Origin of the sequence: Roseibium denhamense (assembly GCF_009711415.1) — a bacterium.
In the GTDB taxonomy this organism is placed as follows: Bacteria; Pseudomonadota; Alphaproteobacteria; order Rhizobiales; family Stappiaceae; genus Roseibium; species Roseibium denhamense.
Window position 1 is genome coordinate 209,242 of the sequence record NZ_SMLZ01000112.1, and the last position, 14,077, is coordinate 223,318.

A 14,077-nucleotide genomic window follows, 5' to 3' on the forward strand; every position below is an offset into this window, starting at 1 on the left:
CAATGTGTCACTCTAAGTTTACAGTATAGCGTCAAATCAATTAGACATCCATGTCGAATTGGGGAGTAACCTCATGGACCTGTCGGATCGCATCGAAACCGGAATGCAAACTGCAGTCCGCCACGCAACCGCAAATGGATGCCCTGACAAGCTATCCAAGGCGCTCCGCTATGCCGTGTTTCCTGGCGGCGCGCGGATACGGCCACGGCTGTGCCTGGCCGTCGCCCTTGCCTGCGGCGACCGGGACCCGAAAGCCGCAACGGCGGCCGCAACGGCCGTGGAACTGTTCCACTGCGCCTCCCTGGTTCATGATGATATGCCATGCTTCGACAACGCCAACACCCGGCGCGGGAAACCCTCGGTTCATGTCGAGTACGGTGAAGAAATCGCACTTCTTGTTGGGGACGGCCTGATCGTTTCCGCCTTTGAGACGATAGCGCGCGAAACCCAGCATGCGCCGGACCTGACCGCACCAATCATCTCGACTGTCGCCAATGCTGTTGGAACGCCTTACGGATTGGTGGCCGGTCAAGCCTGGGAAAGCGAGCCGGAAATCAACATTGCGGCCTATCACCGCGCCAAGACGGCATCCCTGTTTACAGGCGCCGTTTCCTGCGGCGCGATTGCAGCCCGCGGCAATCCGCTCGACTGGTTCGCGCTCGCAGATGCGCTGGGGGCGGCCTATCAAGTGGCCGACGACCTTTATGACGCCATGGGCGAGACCGGCAGCATGGGCAAACCCGCAGGCCAGGACCAGCTCAACGGTAAACCGAATGTTGCCCTGGAACTTGGCGTTGAAGGCGCCTTGAAGAGACTTCATGAGCTGGTCCATCAAGCCGCCGATGCTGTGCCGGATTGTGAAGGGGCAGACATGCTGCAGGCCATGATCCGGAAAGAAGCAACGCGGCTGATGCCAAAAAAGCTGGCCGCAAGCGCTGCCTGATACGGGAAGACGGAGACAGACGCTCGTGGCTTTCAGCGGCAAATCTTTAACGCGCGAATCCGGCCATTCTGCCCATCTGGAACTCTCACCGATCACTCCACCCCCGGTCGCGAGCAGCCTTGCGGGCTCGCTTGCGATCAAATTCCGCACTTGGCGCAATGCCCTGGTCGCCTCCGAAGAGGTCCGTGCCTGGATGATGCGAATTCCGGGGCTGAGAGCGTTTGCAAACCGCAAGGCCAATGCCCTGTTCCGGATAACGGGCGGCTTCATTTTCACGCAGGTTCTGAACACTTGCGTGAAAATGAATATTTTCCAGGCACTTATGGAAGGGCCCAAGACGAGCGCGGACCTTGCCGATGGCAGCCGGCTGGGGCTTGAGCGCATGCAACTGTTGCTGCGGCAAGCCGAGCGCCTCGAGTTCATTGTCGAGATTGAACCCGGCCTGTGGATGCTCAACGACGCCGGAGCTGTCGTTGCCTCCGATCCCGGCATTCAGGCAATGATACTTCACCATGACATTTTCTACCGTGATCTGGAGCAACCGGATCAGCTGCTTGCGGCCCCTGAAACCGAGACCCGTCTCAAATCCTACTGGGCTTATGTACGCCACACTCACCTGGACGAAATCGACACTGAAACGGCGGCGGATTATTCGTCACTGATGCATCACAGCCAGGCCATGCTGGCTGATTGCGTGCTGGCGGCTTACGATTTCGGATGGCATAGGTCGCTGCTCGATATTGGCGGCGGCGATGGCAGTTTTCTGGCCCACTGCGCAAAAAAGCACCCGGACCTAAATCTTCACTTGTTTGATCTGCCTGTTGTTGCAGACCTTGCCAGGGACAATCTTGAACGGCGCGGTCTCAGCGGGAGAAGTACGGTGCATGGCGGTGATTTCACCGCTGATCGAATTCCGGACGAGACTGAATGTGTCAGCCTTGTCCGTATCCTGTGCGATCATGACGACGACCGCGTCCGGCAGATCCTGTCCAATCTCCACCGCTCTCTTAAGCCGGGCACGCGGCTTGTGATCGCGGAGGCAATGGCCGGCCCCTCTGAAGGCGCCCGTTTGGCCGCCGTTTATTTCAGCATGTATTTTCTCGCCATGGGTTCCGGCCGATGCCGGAGCGATACGGAAATTCGGTTGCTTCTAACCGAAGCGGGCTTCCGCCGCCCGAAAACCATCAAAACAACCAACCCTTTACTGGCCACTCTTGTCACTGCGGAACGGTAAAAACAACAAGAACCCGGCCGCGTAAGTGTAAATAATAATTGACACTCAAATGCGTCAATCTAAAATGACACTACTAAGCGCGGGATCCGCTGTGCGGGAGGCACTAGAATGGACACCACTGCAATCGTATTCGAACAACCCGGCAGGCTGACTGTAAAACGTTTGGCGCTGACTGCGCCGCAAGCTGCTGATGTGGTGGTCGAAACAGTGGTCAGCGGGATCTCAACCGGCACCGAGAAAATGCTTTTCGACGGCTCCATGCCGCGATTTCCCGGTATGACCTATCCGCTTGTACCAGGCTACGAATCCGTCGCACGGGTTATCAAGGCAGGCCCGGTTTCCGGCCGCAAGGTCGGTGACACGGTCTTCGTTCCTGGCGCATCCTGCTTTGAAGGGGCTGCGGGATTGTTCGGGGCAACGGCTGACCGCTTGGTCATTCCCGGCGCGCGCACGATCTTGGTACCGGAGTTGTATCTGGAAGACGCCCCCCTGCTTGCGTTGGCCGCAACGGCGCATCATGCCCTTATCCGGGCCGAACGCCCTGTGGACCTGATTATCGGACACGGCGTTCTCGGCCGGTTGATGGCACGGCTTGCCTGCGCGCTCGGACAGGAACCCCCGCAGGTTCTGGAGACTCTTCCCGAGCGCCGGCATGGCGCAGATGGCTACGAGGTTCTTGACCCGGGTGCTGCCGATCACTCGGTGCCCCGACACACCATTATTGATGCGAGCGGCAGCCTTTCAGCGCTGGATTCTGCAATCGGATGGCTTGCAAAAGGCGGAACCCTGGTGCTGGCCGGTTTTTACGGCGAGCGCGTCGATTTTGCCTTCCCGCCAGCATTCATGCGGGAAATCTCCGTGCTCCTGTCTTCTGAATTTAAACCTGACGACCTTCAGGCCGTCCTCGATCTGGTGACGGCTGGCCGTTTGTCTCTTGGCGGGCTTGTGACCCACTCCGCCGCCCCGACCGACGCCGAAGCAGCCTATCAGACCGCTTTTGAAGATCCGGCCTGCCTGAAAATGGTCATCGACTGGAGGAAAGCCGCATGATCCTGGAAAATCCAACAAGCCGGAATTACCAGATGCAAGACTTCCTCCGGGACGAGGCGGCCATTGAACCGGATGCCCCTGCGACCGGTCCGGTCACCAAGGAAACGCAGATCATCGCCATCTATGGGAAGGGCGGCATCGGCAAGAGTTTCACGCTCGCCAATCTGTCCTACATGCTCGCCCAGCTCGGCAAGAAGGTTCTTCTGATCGGCTGTGACCCGAAAAGCGACACAACATCGCTTTTGTTCGGAGGGCGCGCCTGCCCGACCATCATCCAGACTGCATCCGCTGCCAAGGAAGCGGGAAGCGAAGTCACCGTCTCGGATGTGTGCTTCAAGCGCGACGGCGTCTTTGCCATGGAACTTGGCGGCCCTGAAGTCGGCCGTGGCTGCGGCGGACGCGGCATAATTCATGGCTTCGAGACCCTGGAGAAACTCGGCTTCCACGATTGGGATTTTGATTACGTCCTTCTCGACTTTCTGGGGGACGTTGTTTGCGGCGGCTTCGGCCTGCCGATTGCCCGCGACATGTGCCAGAAGGTGGTCGTGGTCGGCTCCAACGACCTGCAATCGCTTTACGTTGCGAACAATGTTTGTTCTGCCGTTCAGTACTTCCGCAAGCTCGGCGGCAATGTCGGTGTGGCTGGCCTTGTCGTGAACAAGGACGATGGAACCGGCGAAGCACAGGCCTTTGCAAAATCCGTCGGCATTCCGGTTCTGGCCTCCATCCCTCAGGACGAGGACATCCGCCGGAAAAGCGCAAATTATCAGATTATTGGCAAGCCCGGCGGTGCTTGGGCGCCGCTCTTTGAAGCCCTTTCGATAAATCTTGCAGAAGCGCCGCCAGTCCTTCCCGCGCCGCTGGATCAGGATGGCCTGCTTGGCCTGTTCGATGCCAGCGAAACCGGTGCCGACTTCGTTCTGACCCCAGCCACTCCAGAGGACATGTGCGCAGCCGGGGCGGCTGCAAAACCATCCTTGGAAGTGATTTACGACACCGTTTGAGGACCAGACCGGACCATGGACACTTATCCCAAATCGCTGGACACCGAAGCCGTTGGAACCGATCCGGTTTCCAGCCAGCCGGTGATTGATTTGGCAGATAGCACCTCGGCGCCCGCCGCCGGCTGCCATGGCGGCCAGGAATTGTCCAAGGCTGCGGCCCGCAGTGCCGGCAATGATGCGTTGATGGACCGGCTGGAGGCAGACTATCCCAAAGGGCCGCACGATCAGCCGCAGTCCATGTGCCCGGCCTTCGGATCCTTGCGCGTCGGCCTGCGCATGCGCCGCACAGCCACAATCCTTTCCGGATCGGCTTGTTGTGTCTATGGCCTAACCTTCACGTCCCATTTTTATGGCGCAAAACGTTCTGTCGGCTATGTACCGTTCAATTCAGAGACTTTGGTCACCGGCAAACTCTTTGAAGATATCGTCGAAGCCGTTCAACTGATGGCGGACCCGGCGAAATTCGATGCAGTTGTCGTGACCAACCTTTGTGTCCCGACCGCCTCCGGTGTCCCGTTGCAAATGCTGCCGCGGGAAATCGATGGTGTGCGTATTGTCGGAATTGATGTTCCAGGCTTCGGCGTGCCGACCCACGCCGAGGCGAAGGACGTGCTGTCTGGCGCCATGCTGGCCTATGCCCGTCAGGAAGCTGCCGAAGGGCCGGTCTTGGCACCGCGCGACGGCGTGAAAGACAAGCCGACCGTAACCCTTGTCGGGGAAATGTTCCCAGCTGACCCGGTTGTCATAGGCAACATGCTGGAGCCCATGGGTCTTGCGGCCGGACCAACCGTTCCGGTGCGGGAGTGGCGTGAACTCTATGCAGCGCTCGATTGCGCAGCCGTTGCAGCCATCCATCCATTCTACACCGCCTCTTTCCGGGAGTTTCAGGCTGCGGGCCGGAGTATTGTCGGATCGGCTCCGGTCGGACTTGAAGGCACCGATGCCTGGCTGGCTGCCATTGGCGAGAGCTGCGGTGTAGCGGCTGCCAAGACCGATATCAGCCGCAACGCCATGCGCGGCGCTATCACCGCCATGTTGCGCGAGAACCGGATCGACGGCCGGATTACGCTTTCAGGCTATGAGGGGTCGGAGCTTCTGGTTGGCCGTCTCCTTGTCGAACTGGGAGCTGATCTCCGCTATGTGGGAACGGCCTGTCCGAAGACACCCTTTAGCGCCGCTGATGCAGAATGGCTTGAAGCCCATGGTGTCACCGTCCAGTTCCGGGCATCCCTGGAGCAGGATCTTGCAGCTTTTGAGGAGTTTGACCCTGACCTTGCGATCGGGACGACTCCGGTTGTTCAAAAGGCTAAGGAAAAGGCCACACCCGCCCTTTACTTCACCAACCTGATTTCTGCCCGCCCATTAATGGGACCGGCTGGAACCGCCTCGTTGCCTGGCGTCATCTCGACAGCGATGGCTAATAAGGACCGGTTCCTGAAAATGCAGGACTTCTTCAGCGGTGTCGGTCACGGCGATACGGCCGGTATCTGGCAGGACGTCCCAGACGACCATAGCAGCTATCGCACGAAATACGCCAAGTCTGTCGCGAAGTCCCGCAATGCGGTTGATAACGGGGAGAGCGTTGGATGCTGATCCTCGATCACGATAGGGCCGGTGGCTACTGGGGAAGTGTTTACGCATTCACGGCAATCAAGGGCCTGCAGGTGATCATCGACGGCCCTGTCGGTTGCGAAAACCTGCCCGTGACCTCGGTTCTCCATTACACCGATGCCTTGCCGCCACATGAATTACCGATTGTGGTCAGCGGCCTTGCCGAGGAAGAGCTGGGGCAGCACGGCACGGAAGGCGCCATGAAGCGCGCCCGCGAAGCTCTTGATCCGGACCTGCCGGCCGTTGTCGTCACCGGATCCATCGCCGAGATGATCGGCGGCGGCGTCACGCCTGAAGGCTCCAACATCAAGCGGTTCCTGCCAAGAACCATCGATGAAGATCAATGGCAGAGCGCTGACCGCGCCCTGAAATGGCTTTGGACGGAGTTCGGCCCGAAACGCGTGCCCAAGCCCCGGAAACGCAAAGAGGGCGAAAAGCCGCGGGTCAACATTATTGGCCCCATTTACGGCACCTACAACATGCCGTCCGACCTCCATGAGATCCGGCGCCTTGTCGAGGGTCTTGGAGCGGAAATCAACATGATCTTCCCGCTCAGCAGCCATGTGGAAGACATTCGCAAGCTTGCGGATGCGGATGCAAACATCTGTCTTTACCGGGAATTCGGGCGACTGTTGTGCGAAACTCTCGACCGCCCCTATCTGCAGGCCCCGATCGGCATCCATTCAACCACGGCTTTCCTGCGCAAACTCGGCGAAATCCTGAACCTTGATCCGGAGCCGTTCATTGAGCGGGAAAAACATACGACGCTGAAACCACTTTGGGATCTGTGGCGGTCTGTAACCCAGGATTTCTTTGCCACAGCCAATTTCGCAGTGGTTGCCAACGAAACATACGTGCGCGGTCTTCAGAACTTCCTTGAAGAGGAAATGGGTCTGCCGTGTGCCTTCGCGGTTGCCCGGAAGGCGGGTTCCAAAACAGATAACGCCGAAGTTGCCGAGCTAACAGCCAGCAAACCACCCATGGTGATGTTCGGCTCGTTCAATGAGCGCATGTACATGGCCGAGGCCGGCGCCCGCGGCAAATTTATCCAGCTTTCCTACCCCGGCGCCATCGTCCGCCGGCACACGGGCACCCCGGTAATGGGCTATTCCGGCGCCTGCTGGCTGATTCAGGAAATCTGCAACGCTCTGTTCGACATGCTTTTCGAAATCCTGCCGAAGGCAAGCGAACTGGATGCGATCGAGGCGACAAACGCCCGCCCGCATTCTCAAATGCCGTGGCACGCAGACGCACAATCCGCTCTTGAGGCACTGGTCAATCAGGAACCGGTTCTGGTTCGCATTTCCGCGGCGAAACGGCTTCGTGAAGCCGCTGAACGGCAGGCCCGCCAGGACAATTCTGCGGAAGTCACGCTCGATCAGCTCAACCGGGTCACCCGCAAGGAGGGGGCACCGGCATGACCGCTCAGATTCTCAAAACCCCATCGGCCACCAGGGAGGAAGACAGATGATTTCCACCACACATACCGGACCGGGAGGCAGCCGCCGCCAGCAGGAGCGGGAATCCCAGCGGCTCTTGATGAAGCGCCTGTTTTTGTTGGTGTTCCCCTTCTGCCTGGCCTCAACAATCCTCGGCCGTATCGGCCGGATTTTCGGCCCTCACGAGGGAACCACGCAATCCGCATACGCCGAAGCCAAGGCTTCGGCATACGCCGCACTGGGATATGCGTTTCACGCTTAATCCCGCTGCCGTTCGCCGGTGCTCCTGTATTGGCGAATGCTTGGTGAGCCCCTCCAACCGGCTTGACCAAGACCCCGCCGCGAGGGTTCTGCGCGGTAACCGCCGAAAGGCAAGAAGTGGAGGTCATGCAAATGGCTTCGGACCAGGAGACCCTTACCGGTCTTACACGTGAGGAAGCACAGGAGTTTCACCGGCTCTTTGTGAAAGGTGCGATCGCAATGTCGCTCGCTCCCTTCCTCGCTCACATTTCGATGTGGCTCTACAAACCGTGGCTCTGACGAGCTCACTCCAAACAAGGATCTGAAGACATGTGGAAAATGTGGCTTTTGTTCGATCCGCGCCGGGTGCTCGTCCTTCTTACGGTCTTCCTGTTCAGCCTAGCAGTCTTGATTCATTTCATTCTGCTCAGCACCGAAAGGTACAACTGGCTGGAACAACCCGGACCGTGGGGCGGCGGCAACGCGCAAATCGAAGTGGTCAATCCAACCGAGCCGTCTGCTCTCGTATAGCAGGCTTGCCCGGTTCAACATCATCGGTGGCGGAGGCCGCATAAGGACCCGCGCTTGCGTTCAGTCTGGCGCTCTCCGTCACCAAGCCTTGCTTTCAATGATTAGCCGCAGCCAACGCAGAGGTTTATCGCGGCTAAGGAGGATTCTATGGCTTTGCTCAGCTTCGAGAGGAAGTACCGCGTACGCGGGGGCACACTAATCGGCGGTGACTTGTTCGATTTCTGGGTGGGCCCATTTTACGTCGGCTTCTTTGGCATCACGACAGTATTCTTTTCAATCCTGGGAACCGGGCTCATCTTGTATGGCGCGGCGCTCGGACCAACTTGGAACATCTGGCAGATAAGCATCGACCCGCCGCCACTGGAATACGGGCTCGCACTCGCCCCGATGATGGAAGGCGGCCTTTGGCAGATCATAACCATCTGCGCAATCGGCGCATTTGGCAGCTGGACCTTGCGAGAGGTCGAAATCTGCCGAAAACTGGGCATCGGCTACCATGTACCGATCGCCTTTGCGACAGCCGTCTTTGCGTATGTGACCCTGGTCGTTTTCCGCCCGCTGCTTATGGGGGCCTGGGGCCACGGATTTCCCTACGGCATCTTCACCCATTTGGATTGGGTATATGCCGTTGGATACCAATATGGCAACTTTCACTACAACCCGGCCCATATGATTGCGATCACGTTCTTCTTTACGACGACGCTCGCATTGGCGCTGCATGGCGGCCTCATCCTGTCGGCGGTCAATCCCGGACGCTCACTCGAAGGCGGAAACAAGCAGGCAGAAGTCAAGGCGCCGGAATATGAAGATACGTTCTTCCGCGACATCATCGGCTATTCCGTGGGAACGCTCGGCATTCACCGCCTCGGCCTTTTCCTGGCCTTGAACGCGGGGTTCTGGAGTGCTGTCTGCATTGTGATCAGCGGACCCCTTTGGGATGACAGCTGGGTCGTTTGGTGGGACTGGTGGCTGGAACTGCCGTTCTTCGCGCAGGAAGATCTCGTCCGCGAGATTGGCGACATCCAGTTCGGACTGTGAGGAGAAAACCATGGCAACATATTACAATATGGTCACAGTCGTCCAAGTGGATGGCCCGATCGAGGAAGGCATGGACCTTCCTCACGGAGACAATGACCGGACGACGGGGGCTACCGTCAGCCGGTTGGTCGGACGGTTCGGCAATGCGCAATTCGGCCCGATCTATATCGGTTTTACCGCCATTGTCGCCCTGGCCTCCGGAACGATCGCGTTCATGATCATTGGCCTGAACTTCTGGGCTCAGGTCGGCTGGGATCCAAACCAGTTCGTGCGCCAGCTGTTCTGGCTGTCTCTTGAGCCGCCGAATGCTGAATTCGGTATGGGCCTTGCTCCTCTGGACCGGGGCGGCTGGCATACAATCGCCGGCCTGTTCCTGACGGTCTCGGTCCTGACCTGGTGGCTTCACCTCTTCCGCCGGGCAAGGGCGCTGGAACTTGGCATGCATGTTCCGATTGCCTTTGGGGCGGCCATCTGGCTCTTCCTTGTCCTTGGCTTTATCAGGCCGCTCATGCTGGGCTCGTGGTCGGAGGCGGTTCCCTACGGCATCTTCAGCCACCTGGATTGGACGAACCTGTTTTCGCTCACTTACGGAAACCTGTTCTACAACCCCTTCCATGCGCTCTCGATCGTCTTTCTGTATGGCTCTGCATTGTTGTTCGCCATGCACGGGGCAACCATTCTAGCGGTCGGCCGATATGGCGGTGAGCGCGAGATTGAGCAGATCTATGACCGGGGCACCGCGTCGGAGCGGGCAGCACTCTTCTGGCGCTGGACCATGGGCTTCAACGCAACTATGGAATCCGTTCACAGATGGGCCTGGTGGTTTGCGGTCTTGTGCCCGATCACAGGCGGGATCGGGATCCTGCTGACAGGCACCGTGGTTGATGACTGGTTTGCCTGGGGCATCAAGCACGGGCTGGCACCGGAGTAAGACCGGCAAGCATCTGAACCATTTCAAGATTTTCGGCGGCGGCCAGGTTTCAAAAACCTGGTCGCCGTTGTTTCTTCGGCACCGGGCCCGGCCAAAAACATGCCGGTAGGACCCCCGGCAGTTTTTAGTGCAGCGCCTAGTCGGCAAACACATGCAGCTGCAAGGTGCTACATCCCAGGTTTAGGTCGGCTTCCAAAACACGAAACGCTTACCGCGCAAAGTTGATCCATCTTTATAGCGGCGTCTATCTTTTGAATTGAAAGAATGCCCGGTTTGATTGCGGAGAACCATCGCCCGCCAAACCGTTCCGCTGATGGCCTTCTGGGCCGGGATCTCGATGTTTCCCAGGCCTCCCTGGCTTTTCAGCCGCTGAGCAAAATATCCCAGCCATCAAAATTGCAGGCGGCTCTGACTGCGCGGAGATGCACCCTACCGGACTTGGAAACACCGGCTACGCGCTAGCGGTTTGGTTTGGCTTTAACGTTTGGAAATAAGGTGGGAAGTGGGTTTCGCGGCCATCAGACCAAGGAGGCTAGCTCCGTTTAACAGCCCGAGCAGTAATAGGGTCCGCCGTTTTTCCGGTGTCATTGCCCACGTTCTCCCATGGCGGTTAAACCCGCAGAAAACCGAAGATTCCTCAGAAAAAATGAGATGCACGCTGCTACCGGACATCAGAATAACTGTTAGGCCATGGGCGTGATCCAATGGCTTTCTTTGGCTCATAAAATGCCAAGAAAGCACCGGAGTTGGACCATCCTTTTCCCAAGGCGCCTTAAAGAAGAGACGCAAAGGATGCAGCGTTGTCTTTCCCAAACGCATTCAAGTAGAAGCGTTTTTTCACAGCAGTGTCTTCAAGCGTCAGGCCACCGCTTTCCCACTGAACAAGCCTGTAGGGTTCATCTTGCGGAACGTCGTTCACAAGGCGGAGCCGCTTCAGCGCTGGCATGGCGCCGCGGACAAATCCACCCTTCTTGTCATTGAAGACAGCGATCTTGGCACCCGTTTGCGCATCGAAGATATCGATCACACCCATGCCTTTCTGGCTAATTACTATTTCCCGTTCCTGCACGGCTTCACCAAGAGCCAGCCGGTCCTGGAAGTGCGTCCCAGGTGACGTGTTGAACACGACAATCGTGACACTTGCGATCAGAAGTGCACCGACCAAAAGAAGAAAGCTTTTTGGAAAGATCGGACGGCTGTTTTGAGATTGCTTTGCCAATGCCATGACGGCCTCCTTACCGCGTTTTACCGTGCCCGGTCGTTAGAGCATCGGGCGTTTAGTCCGGAAGCGCCCCAAGATGCTCGACCCGTCAATAATCAATCAGCTTTGGGCGGCAGACCGGTCCCGATTTACCGCTTGCTGATTCAGGAAATCAAATTCCGGAAACCGCTGCAGATAGATGCGGAACCAGGGCGTGAAATCCTCTGGATTGTCCGCGACCTCGGCGTGCAGCTCACCAGCCGTGATCCACCGCACCTCTTCGACTTCCTCGGGGTTTGGTTTCACAGCAAGCGCTGTCCGGTCTGTTCGCGCACTAAACAAGGTTACACGTTCATGCTCCTTGAGCCCTTCGCCAACACTTGCTTCGTACTCAACTGTCTGATGCCGGACCAGCGGCAGCGTAAAGCCAAGTTCTTCGGTTAGACGGCGCTCGGCACAGCTCTCGATGGATTCATCCCAGTGAGGATGGCTACAGCATGTGTTCGCCCATTGTCCGCCGCAATGGTACTTGCCGGCCGCGCGCTTTTGGATCAGCAGGTGGTCGCCGTCAAAGACGAAAACCGAAACCGCCAGATGGAGCACTCCGTCCATATGCGCTTGCAATTTTTCGACCGGATAATACGATCCGTCGGCCGCCACTGCAGGAATTATCAAGGGCTTGTTCATCGCTTTACGGGGCCCGTGCCCCTTATCTTGAGTTCAAACTGTCCTTTCCGGAAATCGTACCGGTCAGGCCACGGCCCGGGCAAGAGCACATTGCGACCACAAGGAACACAAGGCTTCGGTCAGGTGCCGGATATCGGATTCAGTGTGCAAGGGCGTCGGCGTAATCCGCAACCGCTCTGTCCCGACCGGAACAGTCGGATAATTGATCGGCTGCACGTATATGCCGAAATCGCTCAGGAGCACATCGGAAATCCATTTGCATTTGGATGCATTGCCGACCATGACCGGCACGATATGACTGGGATTGTCCATATGCGGAATACCCCTGGAATTCAGGGCACTGCGGACCTTGGCGACATTTGCCTTGTGGGCTTGACGCTCAAGTTCGTGGTCCTTCAAGTAGCGGATTGAGGCCGTTGCCCCCGCTGCCAGCGCGGGCGGCAAAGCGGTCGTGAAGATGAACCCGGAGGCAAAAGAGCGCACAAAATCAATAAGCACTTCGGGGCCTGTTATATAGCCGCCCATCACGCCAAAAGCCTTGCCCAGCGTTCCCTCGATCACCGTGAGGCGATCCATCAGGCCCTCGCGCTCGGCAACGCCGCCGCCGCGCGGACCATACATTCCGACCGCATGCACTTCGTCGAGGTAGGTAATCGCACCGAACCTGTCCGCAACGTCGCAAATTGCCTCGATCGGAGCAATGTCGCCATCCATCGAATAAACGCTCTCAAATGCGACCAGTTTCGGCGCTGCCGGATCGTCGGCGGCCATCAACTCAGCCAAATGCTCCGGATCATTGTGGCGGAACAGGCGCTTTGTGCATCTGGAATGGCGGATGCCCTCGATCATCGAGGCATGGTTGAGCGCATCCGAGTAGACGATGATCCCCGGAATCTTCGACAAAAGCGTTCCCAGCGCAGCCCAGTTCGACACATAGCCCGATGTGAAGATCAGTGCGGCTTCCTTGGCATGCAGATCGGCCAGCTCACGCTCCAGGAGAACGTGATAATGATTGGTGCCCGAGATATTGCGGGTTCCACCGGCACCGGCACCGCATTTCCGGATAACTTCGGTCATCCGGTCGGTCACGATTGGGTTTTGTCCCATCCCGAGATAGTCGTTGGAACACCAGACCGTCACTTCCCGTGTGTCACCCGAAGCCTCATAAAACGTTGCCTTCGGGAATTCGTTGCAATGGCGCTCCAGTTCGGCGAACACCCGGTAGTTTCCAGCTTCGTGCAGATCGGAGAGAGCAGTCTCCATATGTTTCAAGATGTCCATGACGTAAGTCCCTCTCCCTACTCAATTCCAGCTCACCGGGCGTCCAAGCGGCGCTTTGCGCCGACACCGGTGGGCAAAAAATCATGACGCGATGATGCTTCCGAATTGCTCTTGCCATTGCCTTTTGGCACAGCCCAGCGCCAGAGGGCCGTATCCGAAACCGGCAGAACCAGGATTAGATGTTCGATGATGGCCAGGGCCATGAACGAGGCGAGCAGAATATGGCCAACAACGGAATAGTCGGTATGGGCGGCGAACGCCCCAGCGACCAGAACCGTGAACAATCCAACCGCGATTGCCAGCAAAAGCGGGAAAAATGGCGTGGTACTGCCCGTGTTGAAGTACGTCTGCAAATGCGAGATGCCCGGCGGCATCAAAGCGCTGATTGCGTGGCGGGCCCCCAGAAAGATCAGCAGTTTCGCTGAAATGCGCATACCCCACAACAGGCCGAATGTGGCAAGTCCAAAGGTGTTGGGAGCGCCGGACAGGACAAACCAGAGAAAGACCGCGGTCAGAAGGATCGCAATCTCGTGGTCGCAGACAGCCCTCCATGCAGCGCGAAACCTCGCATAACCTTTCACATCTGGCGGACAAACACCCTTGTTCCGTCCGGTCACCATACCGGTCAAGAAGGTGGTCTCGTGCCAGGCCCAAACCAGAAGAGCCCCAAAAAACCCCATGTAAGAGCCCATCGGGGTCGGCCGGGTGCTACCTTCAACCATCAGCAAAAATCCGGCGATGCCCACGAGCGTGACCAAAGGCAAGAGCTGCCAGGGTTCCAGCTTCTTGCGGATTGCCCAATGCACAATCACGAGCACAAGCCCAGTTGACAGCCACCAGACGCATGTGGCGATCAGAACAGCAATGACCGGGTTTGCAAGCCACAT

The 14,077-nt window shown here is 58.0% G+C and carries 15 protein-coding genes; 11 read left to right on the forward strand and 4 right to left on the reverse strand.

Features of this window, described 5'->3' with window-relative positions; translation table 11 throughout:
• The first annotated feature begins 73 nt into the window (after window positions 1-73).
• The 11 genes from E1180_RS16240 (at window position 74) to pufM (ending at window position 10,021) form a co-directional block, all read left to right on the forward strand.
• Complete coding sequence (locus E1180_RS16240) at window positions 74-943, forward strand: polyprenyl synthetase family protein (protein WP_155192557.1); 870 nt, start codon at window positions 74-76, stop codon at window positions 941-943.
• 25 nt (window positions 944-968) lie between these two features.
• Window positions 969-2,177, forward strand: coding sequence for a methyltransferase (locus E1180_RS16245; protein WP_208997187.1), 1,209 nt, complete (start codon window positions 969-971; stop codon window positions 2,175-2,177).
• Between the two features lie 108 nt (window positions 2,178-2,285).
• On the forward strand, window positions 2,286-3,227 hold the full coding sequence (gene bchC, locus E1180_RS16250; RefSeq protein WP_155192558.1) for a chlorophyll synthesis pathway protein BchC: 942 nt from the start codon (window positions 2,286-2,288) through the stop codon (window positions 3,225-3,227).
• Window positions 3,224-4,231 (forward strand): chlorophyllide a reductase iron protein subunit X, encoded by a 1,008-nt coding sequence (locus E1180_RS16255; RefSeq protein WP_196220619.1) that lies wholly within the window; start codon window positions 3,224-3,226, stop codon window positions 4,229-4,231. Before bchC ends, E1180_RS16255 begins: the two co-directional genes overlap by 4 nt.
• Window positions 4,232-4,246: 15 nt before the next feature.
• The gene (bchY, locus tag E1180_RS16260; protein ID WP_155192560.1) at window positions 4,247-5,824 is read left to right on the forward strand and encodes a chlorophyllide a reductase subunit Y; all 1,578 of its coding nucleotides are present in this window, start codon (window positions 4,247-4,249) and stop codon (window positions 5,822-5,824) included.
• Complete coding sequence (bchZ, locus tag E1180_RS16265) at window positions 5,818-7,263, forward strand: chlorophyllide a reductase subunit Z (protein ID WP_155192562.1); 1,446 nt, start codon at window positions 5,818-5,820, stop codon at window positions 7,261-7,263. The genes bchY and bchZ overlap by 7 nt, the downstream gene beginning before the upstream one ends.
• 46 nt (window positions 7,264-7,309) lie before the next feature.
• Window positions 7,310-7,543 carry a hypothetical protein gene (locus E1180_RS16270; protein WP_155192564.1) on the forward strand — a complete coding sequence of 78 codons (234 nt, stop codon included), beginning with the start codon at window positions 7,310-7,312 and terminating at the stop codon, window positions 7,541-7,543.
• Window positions 7,544-7,674: 131 nt separating this feature from the next.
• On the forward strand, window positions 7,675-7,821 hold the full coding sequence (locus E1180_RS16275) for a light-harvesting protein (protein WP_196220620.1): 147 nt from the start codon (window positions 7,675-7,677) through the stop codon (window positions 7,819-7,821).
• 30 nt (window positions 7,822-7,851) lie between these two features.
• Window positions 7,852-8,052, forward strand: a complete 201-nt coding sequence (gene pufA, locus E1180_RS16280) for a light-harvesting antenna LH1, alpha subunit (protein ID WP_155192567.1) — start codon at window positions 7,852-7,854, stop codon at window positions 8,050-8,052.
• 147 nt (window positions 8,053-8,199) lie between these two features.
• Window positions 8,200-9,090: a photosynthetic reaction center subunit L gene (gene pufL, locus E1180_RS16285; protein WP_155192570.1), complete on the forward strand. Its 891-nt coding sequence runs from the start codon at window positions 8,200-8,202 to the stop codon at window positions 9,088-9,090.
• Window positions 9,091-9,100: 10 nt separating this feature from the next.
• Window positions 9,101-10,021 (forward strand): photosynthetic reaction center subunit M, encoded by a 921-nt coding sequence (pufM, locus tag E1180_RS16290; RefSeq protein ID WP_155192571.1) that lies wholly within the window; start codon window positions 9,101-9,103, stop codon window positions 10,019-10,021.
• Window positions 10,022-10,793: 772 nt separating this feature from the next.
• Here the strand turns inward: pufM and puhC are convergent.
• The 4 genes from puhC to puhE all read right to left on the reverse strand — a co-directional run bounded on the left by puhC (window position 10,794) and on the right by puhE (window position 14,077).
• Complete coding sequence (gene puhC / locus E1180_RS16295; protein ID WP_155192574.1) at window positions 10,794-11,246, reverse strand: photosynthetic complex assembly protein PuhC; 453 nt, start codon at window positions 11,244-11,246, stop codon at window positions 10,794-10,796.
• Window positions 11,247-11,342: 96 nt separating this feature from the next.
• Window positions 11,343-11,897 carry an isopentenyl-diphosphate delta-isomerase gene (gene idi, locus E1180_RS16300; protein ID WP_244314090.1) on the reverse strand — a complete coding sequence of 185 codons (555 nt, stop codon included), beginning with the start codon at window positions 11,895-11,897 and terminating at the stop codon, window positions 11,343-11,345.
• A 75-nt stretch (window positions 11,898-11,972) separates the two neighbouring features.
• Entirely contained in the window at window positions 11,973-13,190 is a 1,218-nt protein-coding gene (gene hemA, locus E1180_RS16305; RefSeq protein WP_155192577.1) for a 5-aminolevulinate synthase, read from the reverse strand.
• Between the two features lie 32 nt (window positions 13,191-13,222).
• Window positions 13,223-14,077, reverse strand: a complete 855-nt coding sequence (puhE, locus tag E1180_RS16310) for a putative photosynthetic complex assembly protein PuhE (RefSeq protein WP_155192579.1) — start codon at window positions 14,075-14,077, stop codon at window positions 13,223-13,225.

Bases quoted from the DNA above. Each gene is read 5' to 3' on its own strand.
- E1180_RS16240 (WP_155192557.1), top strand. From the start codon at position 74: ATGGACCTGTCGGATCGCATCGAAACCGGAATGCAAACTGCAGTCCGC.
- bchC (WP_155192558.1), top strand. From the start codon at position 2,286: ATGGACACCACTGCAATCGTATTCGAACAACCCGGCAGGCTGACTGTA.
- E1180_RS16255 (WP_196220619.1), top strand. From the start codon at position 3,224: ATGATCCTGGAAAATCCAACAAGCCGGAATTACCAGATGCAAGACTTC.
- bchY (WP_155192560.1), top strand. From the start codon at position 4,247: ATGGACACTTATCCCAAATCGCTGGACACCGAAGCCGTTGGAACCGAT.
- bchZ (WP_155192562.1), top strand. From the start codon at position 5,818: ATGCTGATCCTCGATCACGATAGGGCCGGTGGCTACTGGGGAAGTGTT.
- E1180_RS16270 (WP_155192564.1), top strand. From the start codon at position 7,310: ATGATTTCCACCACACATACCGGACCGGGAGGCAGCCGCCGCCAGCAG.
- E1180_RS16275 (WP_196220620.1), top strand. From the start codon at position 7,675: ATGGCTTCGGACCAGGAGACCCTTACCGGTCTTACACGTGAGGAAGCA.
- pufA (WP_155192567.1), top strand. From the start codon at position 7,852: ATGTGGAAAATGTGGCTTTTGTTCGATCCGCGCCGGGTGCTCGTCCTT.
- pufL (WP_155192570.1), top strand. From the start codon at position 8,200: ATGGCTTTGCTCAGCTTCGAGAGGAAGTACCGCGTACGCGGGGGCACA.
- pufM (WP_155192571.1), top strand. From the start codon at position 9,101: ATGGCAACATATTACAATATGGTCACAGTCGTCCAAGTGGATGGCCCG.
- puhC (WP_155192574.1), bottom strand. From the start codon at position 11,246: ATGGCATTGGCAAAGCAATCTCAAAACAGCCGTCCGATCTTTCCAAAA.
- hemA (WP_155192577.1), bottom strand. From the start codon at position 13,190: ATGGACATCTTGAAACATATGGAGACTGCTCTCTCCGATCTGCACGAA.
- puhE (WP_155192579.1), bottom strand. From the start codon at position 14,077: ATGTGGCTTGCAAACCCGGTCATTGCTGTTCTGATCGCCACATGCGTC.